The sequence below is a fragment of the Geodermatophilus sp. CPCC 206100 genome, from assembly GCF_048569675.1.
GTDB lineage: Bacteria > Actinomycetota > Actinomycetes > Mycobacteriales > Geodermatophilaceae > Geodermatophilus.
The window spans coordinates 1-19,284 of sequence record NZ_JAQISV010000032.1; the positions used below are offsets into that span (position 1 = coordinate 1).

Here is a 19,284-nt window from a genome sequence, read left to right on the forward strand (position 1 = left end):
CACCACCCGGCCGGCCTCGGCCGCGGACAACCGGGCGTGCCCGCGCAGCCAGGAGCGCATCGTCGTCAGCCCGTCGTGCTCCGCGGCCCGCTGGACGTCCGCGGCCCGCACCGTGCGGGCCAGCTCCGCCTCGATCCGGTTCCGCGCGGCGACCAGCGCCGCGGTGCGGTCCAGCAGCTCCCCGTCGCCCAGCCCGGCCAGGTCACCGCCCGCGAGCGTGTCGAGCACCGACGACAGCCCGTCCACGACACCTCCCGACAGCTTCGATCACGTGTTCGAAGTCTACCGCGGAGACGCGCCACCTACCACACGAATCCCCAGCTCAGAGGGCCGTCCACAGTCCCAGCCGCCCCCTTGACAGACGAGCGGCAACGCACGGTCCGACACCGACAGGAGTCAGTCGAGCGGGCGGACCAGTCGGCCGATCGCCAGGCGGGCCAGGGGCGCGTAGCCGACCACGAGGGGCGCCGGGCCGTCGATCCGCACGCCGGTGGTGCTGCCGCCGTCCGGCCCCTCGGCGACCCAGTGCAGCAGGCGCAGGCGCACCGGACCGAGCGACACCGTCCACGCCCACTGCCGCGCCGCCTCGTCCACGGCGTCCACCACGAAGGGGAGCGGAACCCCCACGGGGCCGCGCACCCGCCCGCGCACGCCCGCTGCCAGCCGCGGGACCGGCACCTCCACCCCGGTGATCTGCGGAGCCCACTCCGGCCACCGCGCGGGGACGGCGTAGCGCTCCCACACCTCGGCCGGCTCCTCCGGGCCCGTGGCGTGCAGCGTCAGGACGGTCACGGCGCCTCCAGGGGAGGGGTTCGGCACTGCACCACCACCGCGAGCATCCCGTCCGCCGAACCGGCGCCGTGCTCCTCACCGGGCGACCACGACGCCGCCGTCCCCGCCTCGACGGGTACCGGCCGGTCGTCGGCCCCCGACACCCACCCGCGCCCCTCGACGACGAGGAACAGCTGCCACAACCGGGTCGGGTGGCGGCCGATGGAGCCGCCGGGGGCGATCCGGACGACGTCGACCGCGAAGCCGTCCTGCTCCTGCTCCACGAGCGCCGCGCGCACCATCCGCACCCCGGCGCTGCCGAACGACTCGAGCTCCCGAGCGGGCGCGGCGAACACCTCCATCAGGCCGGGGGGCCGCCGACCAGCAGCTCGCGCAGCATGTGCACGGCCAGCGTCACCGACCGCTGCCGCACCGCCGACCGGTCGCCCGGCAGCACCACCGAGCGCGCCTGGCGGCTGCCCAGGCCCACCGCGCACAGGTGGACGGTGCCCACCGGCTTGTCCGGCGTCCCGCCCCCGGGGCCGGCGATCCCGGTGATGCCGACCCCGACGTCGGCCCCGAAGCGCTCGCACGCCCCCTCGGCGAGGGCCGCCGCCACCTGGGTGCTCACCGCGCCGTGCTCGGCGAGCATCTGCACCGGGACGCCGACCAGCTGCTCCTTGGCCGAGTTCGCGTACGAGGCGATGCCGCCGAGCACCCACGCCGAGGACCCCGGTCGCTCGGTCAGCCGGGCCACCAGCAGCCCGCTGGTGCAGGACTCGGCCGTCGCGACGGTCAGCCCGCGCGACTCCAGCGCCTCCGCCACCAGGTCGTCCACCGTCGGGCCGGTGGAGAACAGCTGCGCGCCGTGCGCCTCCGCGAGGACGGCGACCAGCCGGTCGTACCCCGGCTGGGCCTCGGGCGCGTAACGGGTGACGACCTCCAGCTCGCCGTCCCGCAGGCAGGTGGTGATCTCCAGGCCGTCGAACTCGTGCTGCCGCAGCGTCGCGGCCAGCTCGGACTCCAGCGCCCGCCACAGCCGCACCGTCTGCTGCCGGAGCTCGCCCCGGCCGCTGAGCGCCCGCTGGACCGGCTCGGCCGCCAGGGCGGCCGGCCACATGCCCTGCAGCTCCGACGGCGGCCCGGGCAGCACCACCACCGGGGGCCCCGGGCGCCCGTCCACGGGGGGGACGACGAGGCCCGGGGCGGTCCCGACCGGGGGCAGCACGGTCGCCCCGGCGGGCACCATCGCCTGCTTGCGGGTGCCGGCCGCCGTCGCCTCGGGATCGGCCCGCCAGCCGCGGCGGGCCATCAGCCGCTCCACGACCCCGGCGATGTGCCGCTCGAGCTCGGGATCGAGGGACGACGGGCGTCCCTGCACCTCGGCGACCACCTCGGCGGTCAGGTCGTCCGCGGTGGGCCCGAGCCCGCCGGTGGTGATCACCAGGTCCTCGCCCCGGGACGCCAGGAACCCGAGCGCGGCGCGCAGGTCGTCCGGCCGGTCGCCCACGACCAGCACGGTCCCGACGTCGACGCCCAGCCGGCGCAGCTCCTCGGCCAGCCACGGACCGTTCCGGTCCGCCACCCGTCCGGTCAGGACCTCCGTGCCGGTGACGACGATGCCTGCCCGCGCGCCCACCCGGCCGACCCTAGTGAGCCGACCGGCGGGCCGCTGGACCGCGGACCCGCCGCAGACCCGCCGCGGACCCGCCGCGGACCCGCCGCAGACCCGCCGCGCGGCCTCCCGGGCACACGCCCGCCCGGGCGCTAGCGTCCGGGCGGAGTGCAGGTCCCGCCGTCGGGCCACCGCGCGCGAGCGAGGAGGAACCGTGACCCAGCCGACCACCAGTCCCCAGCCGGCCGCGCCGCAGGACGCCGTCCCGGAGACCAACGAGATCACCGTCGGGGGCGCCACCGCGGTGGGCACCGCCCAGCTGCCCCGCCTGGAGACCGATGGGGACGTGCAGCCCACCGGTCCGGTCGAGTTCGTCCCGGGCCTGCCCAGCGCCGGCACCCCGCCGCCGCCACCCGCAGCGGCGACCCCGGAGGCCCCGAGGGCACCCCGGGTGCCGCGCACCGCCCGCACGCCCCGCACCCCGCGCACCCCCCGCACGCCGCAGCAGCGCGCCGCGCTCATCGGCGCCGGGCTGGCCGCGCTCGGGCTGCTCCTGCTCGAGGTCGGTCTGCTCGGCTCGTTCGGCGCCGTGGCCTACTGGACGACGGTGACGCTGTGGTCGGCGTTCGCCACCATGGCGGCGCTGCTCGTCCTGGTGCCGTTCGGCCACCGGCTGGGCCTGCGGTTGCGACCGGCCACCGCCTGGAAGATCGCCGCGGGCGGCCTGACGGGCACCGCCGTCTTCTGGGTCCTCGTCGTGCTGCCCCAGGTCGACAGCGACCGCGGCTTCGTGCTCACCGCGGCCCTGGCCGCGCTGGGCGCCGCGCTCTGGGTCGCCCCCGCCCGCCGGGGCTGACCGCCCGCAGCGGCGCGGCTCAGCCGCGGCCGTTCCCCCGGCCGTTGCCGTTCCCCTGACCGTTGCCGTTCGCGTTCCCGTTGCCGTTCTCCTGACCGTTCCCGTTCCCGTTGCCCGGGGCCGCCCCGTCGTCGGCGCCCTCGGACCCGGCGGGAGGCTCCCCGCCGCCGCCGTCCCCGTCCCCGCCGCCCAGGGCCGGCCCGGGCACCGGGGCGGGCGCCGGAGCGGGAGCGGGGCCCGGCGCGGGGACCGGCGCCGGAACCGGCGCCGCCACGACCGGGTTCGGCACCACCGGAGCGGGCACGACCGGAGCGGGCACGACCGGAGCCGGTACCACCGGAGCGGGCGCTCCGGCGGCCGGCGGGGCCGTCGCCACCGACACAGTGACCAGGTCGCCCCGGGCGAGCGCGCCCACCGGCGTGAGGCCGACCACCTGACCGGCCGGGACGTCGGCGTGCTCGACCGCGTCCCGCTGCACCCGCAGTCCGAGCGCGGCCAGCGCCGCCTCCACCTCGTCCACGGGACGGCCGAGGTGGTCGACGGCCGCCACCAGGACGGCGTCGTCGTCCGGGGCCGCCGCAGCCGGCTCGGCGACGGCGGCGGCCACCGGCGCGCTCGCACCGTCGCCGCCGAACTGCAGCGCCGCGATGCCGATCCCGACCCCCGCGAGCAGCGCAGCGGCCGGCACGAGCGCCCGCCGCACCCGGCGAGCGGGCCGGCCCAGCGGGAGCGACGCCGTCCGGACCGGTGGCGGCTCGATCGGGCGGCCGGCGAGGACGTCGTCCACCGCGGCCCGGAAGGCCCAGCCGTCGGGGAACCGGTCGGCCGGGTCCTTGGCCAGCGCCCGCGCCACGAGGGTCCGCACCGGCCCGGGGACGTCGTCCGGCAGCGGCGCCGGCTCGTCGCGCAGGTGCATGAGCGCGACCTGCACCGGGTTCTCCCCGTCGAAGGCCCGCTCCCCGGCCAGGCACTCGTAGGCGATCAGCCCGAGCGCGTAGACGTCGGCGGCCGGGCCGGCCCGCTCCCCCGCGGCCTGCTCCGGGGAGAGGTAGTGCGCGGTGCCGACGACCTGCCCGGTCCGGGTCAGCGGCACACTGGACGCCGACCAGGCGATCCCGAAGTCGGTGACCTTCACGCAGCCGTCGACGGTCATCAGCAGGTTGCCCGGCTTCACGTCGCGGTGCACGACCCCGGCGGCGTGCGCGAGGGCCAGCGCGGCCGCGGCCTGGCCGACGACGTCGAGCGTCGCCTCCCACCCCAGCCGACCCGCCCGGGGCAGCAGCGCCGACAGCGGCTCGCCCTCGACGAGCTCCATCACCAGGTGGGCGGAGGTGTCGCCGTCGGCGGTGGCCGCCTCGCCGTAGTCGTACAGCGCGGCGATGTTGGGGTGCACCAGTCGGGCGGTGTGCTGGGCCTCGGCGCGGAAGCGGGCGAGGAACGTCGGGTCGCCGCTGTACTCGCTGCGCAGCACCTTCACCGCGACGTCGCGGCCCAGCAGCAGGTCCCGCCCCCGATACACCTGGCCCATCCCGCCGCCGGCGATCAGGCTCCCCAGTTCGTAGCGGCCGCCGAGCGTGCCGTGCTCGCCCACCGCCACCCCCCGTCCTGACCCGTCCCCAGCGGGGCCCCAGCGTGCCACCGGCGCCGGGCGCCGACATCCCGAGACCGCGAGAGCCACCCGGTCGGGTTCAGTCGCGGTCGCCGTTCCCCCGCCCCGGCCCCGGGGGCTCCTCGGGTCCGGTGCCGGGCGGGGACCAGGGGCTGGACGGCGACGAGGACGAGGTGGTCGAGGGTCCCGACGGAGTGGTCGTCGGGGCCGGCGGGGTCGTCGTGGCCGTCGCGGTCGTGGACGGCGCCGGCGTGGTGGTCCCCGGCAGCTCCGACGGGGGCGGGGGACTGGAGGACGTCGCGGACGCCGGCGGCACCTCCTCGGGCGCCTCGGTCTCCTCCACCTCGGACGCCGGGGCCTCCTCCTCGCTCGCGGCCCCGGTCACCGGTGTCGAGCGGCGCTCGGGGGCACGCGTCTCCGGCGGGGCGACGGCGAACCGGACGAGCACGTCGTCCCCGGCCCGGAGCGGGCGACCGACCGGCTCGACGGCGGTGACCATGCCGGGGACCGCGTCGCCGGTGACCTCCTCCTGGCGCTGCACGATCAGCCCCTGCGCGGACAGCGCGAGCGCCACCTCGTCGACCGGGCGGCCGACGTGGTCGGCGGGATCGAGGACGATCTCCACGGCGTCCTCCGTCTGCGCGGCCACCTGGGGCGCCGCCGGCGGGTCCTCGGAGACGGCGGCGAACACCCCCGCGGCGACACCGGCACCGACCAGGAGCGCCACCAGCGGCACCAGGACGGCGGCCGTGCGGCGGGCGCGGGGCGACGGCGGGCTCGTCGTGCGCCCGGCCGGGGCATCCGCGACCGCCGCCGACTCCCCCGTGCCCCCCGGGGGCGGCGGTGCCGGGAGGGCGACGGCGCAGGTGGGCGGCGGCTCCTCCAGCGGACGGCCGGCCCGGATGTCCCCCACGGCCGCGACGAACGCCGCGCCGTCCGCCATCCGGACGGCGGGGTCCTTGCACAGCGAGCGGCGGATCAGCGTGCGGACGCCGGCCGGCAGGTCCTCGGGCAGCGGCTGCGGCTCCTCCCGCACCTGCTTGAGCGCGATCGTCACCGCGTTGTCGCCGTCGAAGGCCGGGTGGCCGGCGAGGCACTCGTAGCCGACCAGGCCGAGGGCGTAGACGTCGCTGGCCGGGGTGGCGTGCCGTCCCTCGGCCTGCTCGGGCGAGAGGTACTGCGGCGTGCCGATGACCTGGCCGGTGCGGGTGAGCGGCACGCTGCCGGCCGACCAGGCGATGCCGAAGTCGGTGATCTTCACGCTGCCGTCGGCGCGGACCAGGATGTTGCCCGGCTTGACGTCGCGGTGCACCAGCCCCACGCGGTGGGCCTCGGCCAGCGCGGCGGCGGTCTGCTCGAGCACCGCGAGCGTGGTCGGGGTGTCCAGCCGGCCCTCGCGGTGCAGGACCGACGACAGCGGCTCGCCCTCGACCAGCTCCATCACCAGGAAGGCGAGCGTCTCGCCGCTGCCGTCGGTGGCCTCGGCCTCGCCGTAGTCGAAGACCGCGGCGATGTTGGGGTGGCTCAGCGCGGCCGCGTGCTGGGCCTCGGCCCGGAAGCGGGCGCGGAAGGTGGGGTCACCGGTGTACTCGCTGCGCAGCACCTTGACCGCGACCGGCCGGCCGAGCAGCGCGTCGGCGCCCCGCCAGACCTGGCCCATGCCGCCGGCGGCGATCAGCTGGGCGAGCTCGTAGCGCTCCCCCAGCATGCGCCGACCCGGCTCCACCACGGTGGCTCACTCCTCGCCTGCCCGACCCGGCCGGTGCTCCTCGGCCCGGGGGTGCCGGTGCCCCCGGATCTGGTTGTCCCCGTCGTGCGTGCAGCTACACACAGCTCGGGCCGCCGACCGCATCCCGGGCGTGTCGCCGTCCGGGGTGCTCGTCGAGGTGGATGGCCGTTCCGCAAGCGGAGCGGCCGCCTCCCATGGTCCCAGGCCGGACGCCGACCGGAAGGGGCGGTTCGTCACAAAGCGGTCACCGTTCGAGCAGCCCGCGGCCCCACCAGTCGTCGTCGCCCTGCACGCCCGGCGGGCAGGCGAACACCGCCGAGGAGGTGTGCCGGGTGTACTCGTTCATCGCGTCGGCGGCGAGGCTGCGCTGCACCTGCACGAACCCGGTCGCCGGGTCGCGCTGGAAGCAGATGAAGAACAGCCCCGCGTCGAGCCGGCCCTCGGCGTCGGTGCCGTCGACGAAGCTGTAGCCGCGCCGCAGGATCGCCGTCCCACTGGTGTTCGGGTGGGCGAGGGCGACGTGGCTGGTCTCCGGGATCGCCGGCGCGCCGTCGACCCGGGCGGCGAAGTCGACGGGGTCGAACTCCTGCTCACCGCCCAGGGGTGCACCCGAGCCCTTGTGCCGGCCGATCGTCCGCTCCTGCTCGCCCAGCGGCTCCTCGTCCCAGGTCTCGAGCAGCATGCGGATGCGGCGGGCGACCAGGTAGCTGCCGCCGGTCAGCCAGTCGGCGTCGTCGTCCACCCACACGAACCGGTCCAGCGCGAACTCCGCCTCGGCCATGAGGTTGGCGGTGCCGTCCTTGAAGCCGAACAGGTTGCGCGGGGTGGCCTGGGCGGTGGAGGTGGACGACGTCCGGCCGAAGCCCAGCTGCGCCCAGCGGGCCCGGACCACGCCGGCACCGAGGCGGGTCAGGTTCCGCACCGCGTGCACCGCGACCTGCGGGTCGTTGGCGCAGGCCTGGACGCAGAGGTCGCCTCCGCTCAGCGCCGGGTCGATCTGGTCGCCGGGGAACGGGGGCAGGTCGGTCAGGGCCGCCGGACGGCGGTCGGCCAGGCCGAAGCGGTCGCGGCCGTCGGCGGTGGTGAACAGCGTGGGCCCGAACCCGACCGTGAGGGTGAGCCCGGCGGCGGGCAGGTCCAGCGCCTCGCCGGTGTCGTCGGGCACGACGTCGGCGCCGCCGGCCACCGCCCCGGCCGGCCCGGCGTCCCGGCCGGCGGTCATCCGGCGCGCGGCCGCCGTCCAGGCCTGCAGCAGCGCCACGAGGTCCTCGCGGCGGTCGGTGACGACGTCGAAGGCGACGAAGTGCAGCCGGTCCTGCGCCGGCGTGACGATGCCGGCCTGGTGCGGGCCGGTGAACGGGACGGCGTCGCCGGCTGACGGCTCCGCGGCGGCTGTGGCCGGTCCGGTGCGGTCGCCCTCCGCCGTCGCCCGGCCGAGGACGGCGCCGGCGGTACCGGAGGCGAGGACGCCGGCGGTGCCGGCTCCGACGAGGCCGAACAGCCGGCGGCGGGACAGGCCGCGGGCAGGGGGGTGCGGGGCAGTCTCGCTCATCGTCTCTTCCAGCCGGGGACTCAGCGGCGGTGGGCGCAGGCGCGTACTGGCGGGAACCGTAGCGACGACGCGGCTGTTCCCGGGCTCCCCGACCGCCCCGGTCGGCGGCTGGAACGGTGGGCGCCGCGCACCCGGCGGAGGGAGAACCGCGATGATCAGGGGAGCTGCGGACGACGACAGAGAGGCGGGGCGACGATGCCCGAGACCGTGACCCGCGAGGACGCCGACGGCGTCGCCACGATCACCATGCTGCGCGCCGGGCTCACCTCCCAGTCGCGGGGCGAGCTGCTGGACGCGGTGCGCGCGGTGGGCGCCGACGGGTCCGTGCGCGCAGTGGTGCTCACCGGCACCGGCCGCGCCTTCTGCGTGGGCCAGGACCTCGCCCAGCACGTCGAGGCCCTGCGGGGGGACGCCCCGTCGTCGCTGTCGGTGGTCGAGGACGAGTACAACCCGCTGGTCCTCGCCCTGGCCGGGCTGCGGGTGCCGGTCGTGGTCGCCGTCAACGGGGCCTGCGCGGGCGCGGGCCTGGGCCTCGCGCTCGCCGGTGACCTGCGCATCGCCGCCGCCGGCGCGAAGTTCACCACCGCGTTCGCCGGCATCGGGCTGTCCAGCGACTCGGCGCTGGCCTCCCGGCTGGTGCACTGCGTCGGCGGCTCCCGGGCGACGGAGATCCTGCTGCTGCCCGACGCCTTCCCCGCCGAGACCGCGGCCATGTGGGGGCTCGTGCACCGGGTGGTCGCGCCCGAGCAGGTGCTCCCCGAGGCCCGGGCGCTGGCCGCCCGCCTGGCCGCCGGCCCCACCGCCGCCTACCGGGCGCTGAAGACGGTGCTGGCCACCGCAGCCACGGACTCCCTCGAGGACACCCTCGCCCTCGAGGCGCGGCTGCAGCGCGAGCTGGGGACGACCGCCGACCACCGGGAGGCCGTCGAGGCGTTCCTGGAGAAGCGCCCACCGCGCTTCACCGGTCACTGAGCGCAGTACCGGCGCTGCTCCCCGTACCGACACGAGGCGGTACCGCCGGCGTCCGGCCGCGGTGGGCCGGTCGGGCGCGGGGACGGACGGGGTCCGATGACAGGCTCCGCGGAGTTCGTCGGAGGGGGAGACGTGACGGAGCTGGCGCAGCCACGCGGGCAGCGGGCGGCAGGCGGTCCCGCGGGGACGGCGCACCGGCCGCTCCCCCGGCGGGTCGTGATGACCGGCAACGTCGTGCTGACCGGCGACGTCGTCGCGGACCCCCCGGCGGCCGTTCCACCCCCGCGCCCGGCGCTCACCAGCGACCTGGCCCCGCCCCTGGGGCGGACGGCGCCCCCGCGGCCGGGATCGCTGCGCCTGCTCGGCTGGCTGGAGGGAGCCGGCGCGGCCGCCGCGGCCACCGGCCTGGCCGCCACGCTGGCCGACGGCGACGCGCTGCGGGAGCGGCTGACCGCGACCGCCCTCGCCGAGGACCCCGCGGCGGCGCCCGACCTGGTGGCCGACGGCGTGGGTGCCACGATCGCGCTGGTCACCGGCAGCGTGGCCGTCCTGGTGCTGGTGACCCTCGGCCTGGTGGCGCTGGTGCTGCGCGGCCGCTCGTGGGCGCGGTGGGCCCTGGTGGCGGCCACCGTGCCGCTGCTGCTGGCCCTCGACATCGCGCAGACCGTGGTCGCGGGTGGCGCCGACCTCGACCGCTCAGCGCTGGTCGCGGCCGCCGGGCTGTTCGTCCTCGGCCTGGTCCCGCTGCTCACCCGGTCCGCCCGGGAGCACCTCTCCCCCCGCGGCGGGCAGCGCCCCCGCGAGCGCGCCCGCGGCTGACCAGCCGTCCAGGCCGGCGAGCAGGGCCTCGCACGACCGGACGACGACCTCCGCGGCGTCGACGCCGGCGCGGTCGGCCAGCGGGTCGGCCGCGGCCTCCTGCCAGCGGTGCAGCGCCTGCCGGGCGGCCGTCCGCAGGGTCGTGGTGGGGGTGTCCTCGGGCAGGCCCAGCCGCGCGGCCGGGCCGGTCCCGTCGGCGCCCAGCAGGCGCTCGGCGTCCGCGCGCAGGGCGGCCGGCAGGGGGCTCGCCGCCGAGCGGGACCGGGCGAGCAGGTCCAGCTCCCCGAGGTCGCCGGTGGCCAGCCGGAGCCGCTCGGCCTCCGCGAGCAGCCGCTCCCCGCCGTCCACCGGGTGCTCGGCGAGCACGCCCTCCAGCAGCCGCAGCGCCGTCCCCGCCCGCAGCTGGGGCGCGCGGTCGGTGAAGTGCACGCGCAGCAGCCGCTGCAGCTCGGCCAGCCCGCTGCGGCGCACCAGCTCGTCGGCGAGCGCGGTGGCGTCGGCGATGCCGGCGCGGACCAGCGTGATCGCCAGCCGGATGCCGAACAGCCCCAGCCGGTCCAGCAGCGACGTCCGGACCTCGGCCGACAGCGGCACCGGGGTCTCGGGGCGGCAGAACCGGTCCGCGGTCAGCAGCATCGACGACACCTGTGCCGCGTCGGCCGTGGCGAGGGCGTGCAGCGCGACGTGGTCCGCGTGCCGCAGCGTCCGGCCGGCCAGCGCGACCAGGCCGGCGACCGGCACCACCGCGGAGCTCACCGCGGCCAGCTGCGGGTCCTCCGACATCCGCCGGGCCACCGCGCCGGCCGCCAGCAGCGCGTCGAGCCGGCCGGCCCCCACCTCGTCGGCGCGGGAGAGCACGGTGATCGTCGTGGTGTGCGCCGGGCCGGCCTCGGTGCCGGCCTGGAAGGCGGCGAGGACGGCGACGTCCTCCGGCTGCGGCTGGCGGGTGAGGAAGACGACCACGTCGGCCCCCGCGAGCCCCGCCTCCCCGTCGAGGAACGTCCGGGTGCGGGCGCTGGTGGCCCCCGACAGCGAGGAGATGCCCGGCGTGTCGACCACCGTGGCCGGCAGCAGGTCGGGCGCCGGCCAGTCGACGACGAGGTGCGCGACCTCCTCGGTCGGGGTGCCGCCCAGGTCCAGCCGCAGCCCGCCGTCGGCCCGGCGCACCGGGAGGGTCCGTCGGCCGCCGTCGGTGTCGTGCAGCACCACCCGCGGGGTGGCGCCGTGCCGGTAGAGGGTGACCACGCGGGTGCACTCGCCGGCGTCCGTGGGCGCGATCCGGGTCCCCACCAGCGCGTTGAGCAGGGTCGACTTGCCCGACTTCACGCGGCCGACGAGCGCCAGACGCAGCGGCTCGTCCAGCCGCCGCCGGGACGCGTGCAGCCGCTCGGCCACCTCGGGCCGCTCGGCGTAGCACCCGGCGGCCTCGTCCAGCAGTGCCCGGACGCCGTCCAGCAGCGGGGGTCCGGCGGGCGTCATGCCGCCGCGACCGCCGCCCGGCCCAGCTGCCGGACCTCGCCGGAGAGGCGGTCCAGCTGCTCCAGCCGCAGCCGCAGGGCCCGGATGCGCGCCTCCCGCTCGGCGGTCGCCTCCTTGGTCGAGCGCTGGGCGGCGGCGACGGCGTCGGCCAGCGACCGGGACATCTCCTCGGCGGTGTCGGTGATGAGGTCGCGCAGGGTGCGCGAGACCGTCCGCAGCCGGTCCTTGAGCTGCTTGCCGACCTGGAAGACCACCTCGTCGAGGTGCCGCCGGACGACGGTCTTCGCCTCGGACTGGCGGCGGGCGATTCGCTGCTTCCGGTCGTCGTTGTAGGCCTTGCGGCCCAGCAGCAGGCCGGCGGCCAGGGAGAACGGGTTGATGATGGCCAGCCCGGCCAGGCTGGTCACCAGCCCGGTCATGAGGACGCCGGTGTAGGAGCCGCGCAGGCCGATCAGGGTCCGCTCCCGCAGGGTCATCGCCCCGTCGTCGATGTCCGGCAGGTCGACCAGCGCCGCCAGGGCCTCGCCGGCGGCGCCCACCGACAGCGCCGGGACGGCGGCCCCGCCGTCCCGCGCGAACTGCTCGATGACCCGCTCCGCCAGCCACTCGGAGCGCTGCTCGGCCCACACGTAGCTGTCGGCGACGGCGGCGGCGATCCGGCGGTCGAGCCACTCGGCCAGCTCGGGCCACATCGGGCCGGGGTCCTGGGCGTCGATGGCCTCCTCGGCCTCGCGGGTGACCACCCGGGAGCGGTCGCGGAGGTCGAACTCGATGTCGCTGAGCAGGTCGGTGACCCCGTCGCTGAGCACCTGCTGCCAGCGCGACGAGCGGCGGCGCAGGTCGTCGGCGGCCGCCTTGGCCTCCTCCAGCCCGCGCACCAGCTCCTCCCGGCCGGCCGGGTCCTCCAGGACGGCGAGCTCCGAGCGCACCGCCAGGGACAGGTGCTCGGTGACGGCCGCCAGGTCGTGCACCAGCGAGCGCCGGGCCAGCGCCTCGGCGCGGTCGACGACCTCGCGGCGCAGGTGGTCCACCAGCGCGCCGATCCCGGACTCCTCGTGCAGCTCCCGGTCGCGGTGCTGCACGGCCAGCTGGGCCAGGGCGCCGGAGACGGGGAACAGCGGCGCGTCCACGCCCCGGGCGGCGAGGTGGCCGCGGTCGAGCTCGGCGACCGTGCGCCACTGCGGGCAGGCGTCGGTCTTGGTGAGGACGCAGACGACGGTGGGGCACAGCGCCCGCGCCTGCTCGAGGAAGGCCATCTCGGGGGCGGTGAACTCCTGGCTGGCGTCGGACACCAGCACGACCGCGTCGGCGCTGGGCAGCAGGTCGACCGTCCGCAGGGCGCGGGCCGTGCCGATCCCCCCGACGCCGGCGGTGTCCACCAGCTCCAGCCCCTCCAGCAGGCGGCGGGGCAGCTCCACCTCGGCCTGCACCAGCCGCTCGGTGCCGCGACCGGTCACGCGGGCGGCGACCTGGTCGATCGGCACCGGCACCCGCTCGGTGGGCACGTCCGCGGCGTCGGCGTCCGGCCCGGTGCTGAGCACGAGGGTGGCCCGGGGGGCCTGGCCGGCCCGCACCACCGTGGGGACGACGGTGGCGACGTCGTCGGCCACGGGGCAGACCGGCGCGCCCACCAGGGCGTTGACCAGCGAGCTCTTGCCCTGCTTCGGCTCGCCCACCACGAGGACGCGCACGCCCGGCGCCTCGCTGCGCGCCCGCGCCTGGACCAGCCGCCGGTGCAGGTCCGGCCGCTCGCAGAGCTCGGCGAGCGCCATCGCCCGCTGGAGCAGTTGTGCCGACGTCGCCACGGTCCCCTCCTCGCCAGAGCCCGGTCTACCACCCGCCCCGGGCGGAGCCCGGACGCGACCGGGCCGGGGGGCCCCCTGGGGCACCCGGGCCGGGGGCGGATCGGGGGTCAGTCGTCGATCGTCACGTCGCCGTCCACGAGGTCCCGATCGTCGGTGTACTCGATCTCGGGCTCGTAGCTGAACTCGAACTCGTCGTTGGCGGCGTCCTCCTGGGAGCCGGTGTTGGCGTTCTCGCCGCCGATCGCCAGCTCGTTGTCCTCGACGTTGACGCTCTCGTCGGTGACCGTCGTGGTGGTGTCGTCGTCGGACAGGTCGTTGCCGTTCAGCGAGTCGTTGACGCTGTTGTCGGTGGTGAAGCTGTCCTCCACCTCGACGTCGACGTCCACCGACTCGTCGTCGTAGCTGTCGGTCACGGTGGTGGTGTTGCCGACGTTCGACGAGTCGTTGACCACCGTCACGTCGTCGACCACCACGGCGGAGTTGTCGCCGACCTGACCGCCGCGGTCGGCGATGACGTCGTTGTCCTCGTTGTGGCTGCCGATGTCGTTGCCGTTGAGGCTGTCGACGGCCTGGTTGCCGCTGCCGACGTTGACCGGGCTGTCGTCGAGCTCGACCGTGGTGTTGCCGACGCTGTTGGAGTCGCCGGTCACCAGATTGTCGGCGTCGACGTCGTTGCCGACGTTGTTGCCGTTGCCCACGACGAGGTCGCCGTCGGCCTCGAGGTCGACGTCCACGTCGAGCCGGGCGTCCTCGCCGAGCGCGACGCCGCCGCCACCGGCGACCACGTTGTCGTCGCCGAAGATCGCCTGCGCGTCGCCGCTGACCCAGATGCTGTGGGCGGCGTCGATCGAGACGTGGGTCTCGGTGTTCGTGTACTGGATGTTCTGCAGGTGCGTGATCACCACGGTCTCCGACCCGGCCGCCGGAGCCGGCGCGTGCGGAGCCGGGCTGACGCCGCCGTGGTGGTCCTCGTGGGAGTCGGAGTCGTCGCGCCGGTCGTCGTCCCGGCGGGCGGGGCTCCGGTCGTCGGAGTCGTCGTCGTGGTCCCGGTCGCCGCGGCTGGCCCCGCGGACGGCGCCGTCGCGGTCGTCGTCGTCGCAGCGGTCGCGGCCGCCCCAGCCACCGACGGTCGCGTGGTCGGTGACCATCGGCGTGAGCGCGGCGACGTCGGCCGGGGTGGCGTCGGCCAGGCCGGCGGCGGCCAGCTCGCCCTGCGGGTCGGCCTCGTAGGCGGCGGCCCGCTCCGGGTCGCGGAGGAGGTCGAGGATGAAGTCGAGGAGCGTGCTCGCGAGGGTCGACATGACTGGCACTCCTGGGTCGTGGTCGTCGAGCCGTCCGCATCGGCCGGCTGCTGGGACCACTCCAGCGGGGAGGCCGCCCCCCGGCATCGGGTCCGATCCCCCTGTCGTCCGGGACCCGTTGGGGGGTGGCCCCCGGGAGCCCCGGGGGGGTCGATGACTCCTCGGGCGTGGCCCATGACTGCGGGTGAGGGGCTGCGGGGTGTCGCCCTTCCCTCACGCACCGCATGCGCCGAACACGGGGGTCGGCTGGGACAGGAGGCGCGGGCGCCCCATAACGTCCGAACGCCCGGCCGGTCCGACGAGGGACCCCGGGGCGAGCGAGAACGGACCGGGGGGCCCTGTGCGCGACGGCGAGTACGGGTTGGGGATCGACATCGGCGACGGAACGGTCTCCGCCGCGGTGTGCGGGACCCGCCCGGGAGGGAGCGCGGCCGAGGCGCTCCCCCTCGGGGACCCGGGGAACCGGGCGATGGCCCGGGTCGGCGTCCCCGTGCCGGTCTACGCCGGCGACGTCCCCGTCGCGGCCGAGGACCTGGTGGCCGCCGCGGTGCAGCGGGTCCGGGAGCACGCCGCCCGGGACACGGGCTCCCCCGACGCGTGGACCGTGGTCACCGTGCCGCCGTCCTGGACGGCGCACCGCCGCGACGTGCTGGCCCGCGCCCTGGAGGCCGCCGGCGTCCCCCGCTTCTCGCTCGTGTCCGCCGCCGTCGCCGCCGTCCACCACCACGTCACCACCGGTGACCTGCCCGCCGAGCCGACCGTCGCCGTGTACGACCTCGGCGCCGGCACGCTGGACACCGCCGTGGTGGGCCCGACCGCCGAGGAGCCCCTCGGGCACCTCGCCGTCCCGCCGGCTCCGCTGCCGTGGGGCGGGCGGGACGTCGACGACCTGGTGCTGGGCCTCGTCCGCCCCCACGCGACCGTCGGCGCGCCCGAGGGGGCCCGGGCGCTGCGGGCCGTGTGCGTCGAGGCCAAGGAGGCGCTGTCCACGGAGACCGCCGTGCCCGTCGACCTCGGGCAGGGATCGGTCCGGGTCACCCGGGAGGAGCTCGACGAGCTGCTCGACGGACCCGCCCGGGCGTCGGCGGCGGTGCTGCGGGCCGCGATCGCCGCGGCGGGGGTGGACCAGGAACGCCTGGACGCCGTGGTGCTGGCCGGCGGCGGGGTCCGCGTGCCGCTGGTGGCCGAGGTGCTCTCCGGCGAGCTGGGCCGCCCGCTGGTCGTCGGCCCGGACCCCCGGGTCACCGCCGCGCTCGGCGCCGCCGCACTCGCCGCGGGAGCGATCGCCGCCGAGGCCCTCGCGCCCATCCCGGCCGGAGCGGTCGAGCTCCCCGCCGGGGAGCCCGCCCTGCTCGCCGTCGAGGGGCCGGTGCCGGTCCCCCGCGCCGGGCGCCGTCCCCGCGGCGGGGCCGGGCGGCCGGCGCCCCGCCCCACCGGATCCGCCCGGAACGCCCGGCTGCGCCGCGGTGCGGTCGTGACCGGCGCCTTCCTCGGCATCGTGCTGCTGCCGCCGACGCTGGCCGGGGTGCTCGGGGTCGGCGGCACGGCGGCGCCGGCCGGGCACGAGCAGGCCGGGACCGTGGCCGGGGAGCGGGACGTCGAGGCGGCCGGCCCGGCCGGCGGAGACGGGACGCCGGCGCCGCTCCCACCGGCAGCGGGCACCCCGACCGGCGGCAGCGGCGCCGGGGGCGCGGGGCGGGTGCCCGCGACCGACCCCGGAGCCGGACTGCCGGGCCGCGGACTGGCCGGCGCCCTCTCCGAGGCGGCCGCCCGCAACGCGGCCGCGCCGGAACGGCGGATCGCCCCCTCGACCGCGCCCCGCCCGACCGCGCCCCGCCCGCCCGCTGCCCCCGCCCCGGGGAGCCGCGCACCGACCGGACCCGCCCCGGCCCCCACGTCGTCCCCGGTTCCCGGCACGCCGGCGCCGACCCCGGCGCAGCCGCCGACCCCGCCGCCCTCGGGCACCCCGGTCGAGACGCCCGGCGGCACGCCGTCCCCGACGCCGTCGAACCCACCGCCCGGTCCCCCGGTCGAGGAGCCGCCCACGGAGACGCCGGGCGGCGACCCGCCGCCGGCCGACCCGCCGGCGACCGACCCGCCCGCCGGCCCCGCGCCCGAGATCCCGGCGGCCACCGGGGACACCCCCGCCGTCCCGGGGGCGGTGTGACCGCCGACGTCGCCACCGCGGGCCCCACCCTCGCCGGCTGCGGACCGGAGACGGTGCGCGAGCTGGCCACGGGCAGCTCCGCCGCGATCACCGTGCAGGGCCCCGGCGGCACCGGGAAGACGCTGCTGCTGGCGGAGCTGGCCGCGGCCTACGAGCGGGCCGGCGTCCCCGTCGTCGACCCGGGCGCCGCGCCGCCGTCCGGGCCGTACGCCGTCGTCGTCGACGACGCCCACCGGCTGACCGCGGCGGAGGCCGCATTCGTCGACGCCGCGCTGGCCGCGCCCGGTGCGCGGGTGGTCCTCGCCTTCCGGCCGTGGCCCCGGCCCGCACCGCTGGCCGGCCTGCTGCGCCGGCTGGGCGCCGACCGCCGCGCCGTCGTCCTGGGGCACGGCGACCGGGCGCTGGTGCAGTGCTGGGCCGGCGAGCACCTGGGGGACGCCGTGCCCGCGGGGCTGGTCGACGCCGTCCTCACCCAGACCGGCGGCCTGCCCGCCCTCGCGCACGCGCTGCTGCGGGCGATCGCCCGGCGAGGGGGGCCGCCCCGCCCGCAACTCGGCCGGCCGGCCCGGCTGGTGGTGCCCGCGGAGGTCACCGACCGGGTGCGGGCCGCCCTGGCGGCGGTGGACGAGGAGACCCGGGCGCTGCTGCACGCCGTCGCCGCGGGCGCACCGCTGGACGACGAGGTGCTGGGCGGCCTGCTGGGTCTGCCGGCGCTGGACGCGGCGGACCTGATCGGGGCCGCCCGGTCGACCGGCCTGCTGCTCCCCAGCGGAGCACTGGTCCCGATGGCGGCGCACGTGCTGCTCGGGACGACGCCGCCCGACGTCACCCGGCGCACCCGGCGGCAACTGCTGGCGGCGCTCGTGGACCGCGGTGAGGAGCCGGTGGAGCTGGCGCGCCGGCTGGCCGCCGACGGGGTCCGCGACCCGCGCGCGGCCGGGCTCCTGGAGCGGCACGGGGAGGCGGCCCTGGCGGCCGACCCCGCGCTGGCCGCCGAGCTGCTCGGCGCGGCGGTGTCCTGCGGTGCGCCGGGGGCCGGGCTGGCCGCCCGCCGGGCGCAGGCCGCGGCGCTGGCCGGGGACCTCGACGGCGCGCTGCACTGGGCCGACACCGCGCTGGCCGACGAGTCGGCGCCGGACCGCTCCCGGGCCGCGGGCGTGGCCGCGGCGGTGCTGGCGCAGCGCGGGATGCTGACGCAGGCGGCGGAGCTGAGCCGGCTGGCCGGCCCGGACCGGGCGGGCTCGGCGGCCCTGGCGCTGCTGGCCACCGGAGCCGCCGAGGAGGCGCGCGCGGTCCTCGCGGAGGCCGGGCCCGGCCGCGGGGCGCCGACGGTGCTCGCGGTCAGCGAGCGGCTGGCGGCCGAGGGGGTGGCGCAGTCGCTGCGGACGGGCGAGAACGCCGCCGACGACATCGCCGCGGCGCTGTCCACGCTCACCCGGGCCGCGGCGCTGCTGGAGCCGGTCGGCCGCACCGCCCTGCTGGTGGACACCCCGGCGGCGCTGGCCGCGCTGGTCGCGCTGCACAGCGGGGAGCTGCGGGTGGCCGAGTCGGTGCTGCAGCGCGCCGTCGACGCGGACCTGGGCGGCGCGCCGTGCCGGCCCCGGCACCGGCTGCTGCTGGCCTGGATCGCGATGCTGGGCGGCCGGATGTCGCGGGCGCGGGAGCTGATGGCGGCGGCGCAGGACTCGGCTCGGGGCGACACGGCGCAGGAGGCGGCGGGAGCCGGCACGGCGCTCGAGCCGCGGGACGAGGTGTTCCTCCAGGCGCTGGAGGTCGGGCTGGCCCGGCGCAGCAGCGACGTGCCCGGGCTCGTGCGGGCGTGGGTGCGGGCACGCGAGGCGCTGGTCCGCCACCCGGTGGACCTGTTCACCCTGCTGCCCCTGGGCGAGCTGGTGATCGCCGCGGCCCGGCTGGAGGACGGCGACCGGGTGCGACCGCACCTGGCCGAGGCGCAGGCGCTGCTGGCGCGGCTGGGCGAGCCCCAGCTGTGGGCGGCGTCGCTGCACTGGAGCGGCGCGCAGGCGGCGATCATCACCGACGACCCGGCGGCGCTGCGCCCGCACGCGGCGGCGCTGGTGGCGGCGGCGCGGACCAGTCCGCACGCGGCCACGCTGGCCCGGGCGGGGCGGTCGTGGACGCGGGTGCTGGCCGGTGACATCGACGCGCCCAGCGTGGTGGCGGCGGCCGAGCAGCTCACCGCGGTCGGACTGGGCTGGGACGGCTCGCGGCTGGCCGGGCAGGCCGCGGCACGGGCGACCGACCAGAAGGACCGCGCGGTGCTGCTGGGCTGCGCCCGCTCACTGGCCGACAGCGCCGGCTGCGAGGCGGCACCGGCCACCCCGGGCCCGGTCGTGGACGACGCCGGTCCGGTGCCGGCGGGAGCCACCGGGGCGCTCAGCGAGCGGGAGCGGGAGGTGGCCCGGCTGGTCGTGGCCGGCCAGACCTACCGGGAGATCGGCGCGCGGCTCTACATCTCGGCCAAGACCGTCGAGCACCACGTCTCGCGGATGCGGCAGCGGCTGGGCGCGAGCACCCGGTCGGACCTGCTGGCCCGACTCCGCGCCGAGCTGGCGGACTCCTGAGCGGAGTGGGAGGGGCGCACTCTCCTG

Annotated in this window: 13 protein-coding genes and 1 pseudogene; 4 read left to right on the forward strand and 10 right to left on the reverse strand. The window is 78.2% G+C overall.

What is annotated here, in order from left to right; genetic code table 11:
• From PGN05_RS15855 to PGN05_RS15870, 4 genes and pseudogenes are all read right to left on the reverse strand, one after another.
• Positions 1–246: pseudogene (locus PGN05_RS15855) on the reverse strand (endonuclease); the annotation flags it as partial.
• A 150-nt stretch (positions 247–396) separates the two neighbouring features.
• Positions 397–792, reverse strand: a complete 396-nt coding sequence (locus PGN05_RS15860; protein ID WP_419753523.1) for an SRPBCC family protein — start codon at positions 790–792, stop codon at positions 397–399.
• Positions 789–1,133 (reverse strand): cupin domain-containing protein, encoded by a 345-nt coding sequence (locus tag PGN05_RS15865; RefSeq protein ID WP_419753524.1) that lies wholly within the window; start codon positions 1,131–1,133, stop codon positions 789–791. The genes PGN05_RS15860 and PGN05_RS15865 overlap by 4 nt, the downstream gene beginning before the upstream one ends.
• Positions 1,133–2,410: a competence/damage-inducible protein A gene (locus PGN05_RS15870; RefSeq protein ID WP_419753525.1), complete on the reverse strand. Its 1,278-nt coding sequence runs from the start codon at positions 2,408–2,410 to the stop codon at positions 1,133–1,135. Before PGN05_RS15870 ends, PGN05_RS15865 begins: the two co-directional genes overlap by 1 nt.
• Before the next feature lie 190 nt (positions 2,411–2,600).
• Here PGN05_RS15870 and PGN05_RS15875 point away from each other — a divergent pair, with 190 nt between their 5' ends.
• A complete protein-coding gene (locus PGN05_RS15875) occupies positions 2,601–3,242 on the forward strand; it encodes a hypothetical protein (RefSeq protein ID WP_419753526.1) in 642 nt (213 codons plus the stop codon).
• Positions 3,243–3,261: 19 nt separating this feature from the next.
• Here the strand turns inward: PGN05_RS15875 and PGN05_RS15880 are convergent, their stop codons facing one another.
• From PGN05_RS15880 to efeB, 3 genes are all read right to left on the reverse strand, one after another.
• Positions 3,262–4,839, reverse strand: coding sequence for a protein kinase domain-containing protein (locus PGN05_RS15880; protein ID WP_419753527.1), 1,578 nt, complete (start codon positions 4,837–4,839; stop codon positions 3,262–3,264).
• 91 nt (positions 4,840–4,930) lie between these two features.
• A complete protein-coding gene (locus PGN05_RS15885) occupies positions 4,931–6,580 on the reverse strand; it encodes a serine/threonine-protein kinase (RefSeq protein WP_419753528.1) in 1,650 nt (549 codons plus the stop codon).
• Positions 6,581–6,824: 244 nt separating this feature from the next.
• Positions 6,825–8,132 carry an iron uptake transporter deferrochelatase/peroxidase subunit gene (gene efeB / locus PGN05_RS15890; protein ID WP_419753529.1) on the reverse strand — a complete coding sequence of 436 codons (1,308 nt, stop codon included), beginning with the start codon at positions 8,130–8,132 and terminating at the stop codon, positions 6,825–6,827.
• Positions 8,133–8,327: 195 nt separating this feature from the next.
• Between efeB and PGN05_RS15895 the strand changes: the two genes are divergently transcribed.
• Positions 8,328–9,104, forward strand: a complete 777-nt coding sequence (locus tag PGN05_RS15895) for an enoyl-CoA hydratase-related protein (protein WP_419753530.1) — start codon at positions 8,328–8,330, stop codon at positions 9,102–9,104.
• A 696-nt stretch (positions 9,105–9,800) separates the two neighbouring features.
• Here PGN05_RS15895 and PGN05_RS15900 read toward each other — a convergent pair.
• The 3 genes from PGN05_RS15900 to PGN05_RS15910 form a co-directional block, all read right to left on the reverse strand.
• Complete coding sequence (locus PGN05_RS15900; protein WP_419753531.1) at positions 9,801–11,402, reverse strand: dynamin family protein; 1,602 nt, start codon at positions 11,400–11,402, stop codon at positions 9,801–9,803.
• Positions 11,399–13,207 (reverse strand): dynamin family protein, encoded by a 1,809-nt coding sequence (locus PGN05_RS15905; RefSeq protein ID WP_419753532.1) that lies wholly within the window; start codon positions 13,205–13,207, stop codon positions 11,399–11,401. The genes PGN05_RS15900 and PGN05_RS15905 overlap by 4 nt, the downstream gene beginning before the upstream one ends.
• Positions 13,208–13,314: 107 nt before the next feature.
• Positions 13,315–14,508, reverse strand: a complete 1,194-nt coding sequence (locus PGN05_RS15910; protein WP_419753533.1) for an IniB N-terminal domain-containing protein — start codon at positions 14,506–14,508, stop codon at positions 13,315–13,317.
• 340 nt (positions 14,509–14,848) lie between these two features.
• Between PGN05_RS15910 and PGN05_RS15915 the strand changes: the two genes are divergently transcribed.
• Positions 14,849–16,675 carry an Hsp70 family protein gene (locus PGN05_RS15915; RefSeq protein WP_419753534.1) on the forward strand — a complete coding sequence of 609 codons (1,827 nt, stop codon included), beginning with the start codon at positions 14,849–14,851 and terminating at the stop codon, positions 16,673–16,675.
• Entirely contained in the window at positions 16,672–19,257 is a 2,586-nt protein-coding gene (locus PGN05_RS15920; RefSeq protein ID WP_419753535.1) for a LuxR C-terminal-related transcriptional regulator, read from the forward strand. Before PGN05_RS15915 ends, PGN05_RS15920 begins: the two co-directional genes overlap by 4 nt.
• The last annotated feature ends 27 nt before the right edge of the window (positions 19,258–19,284 follow it).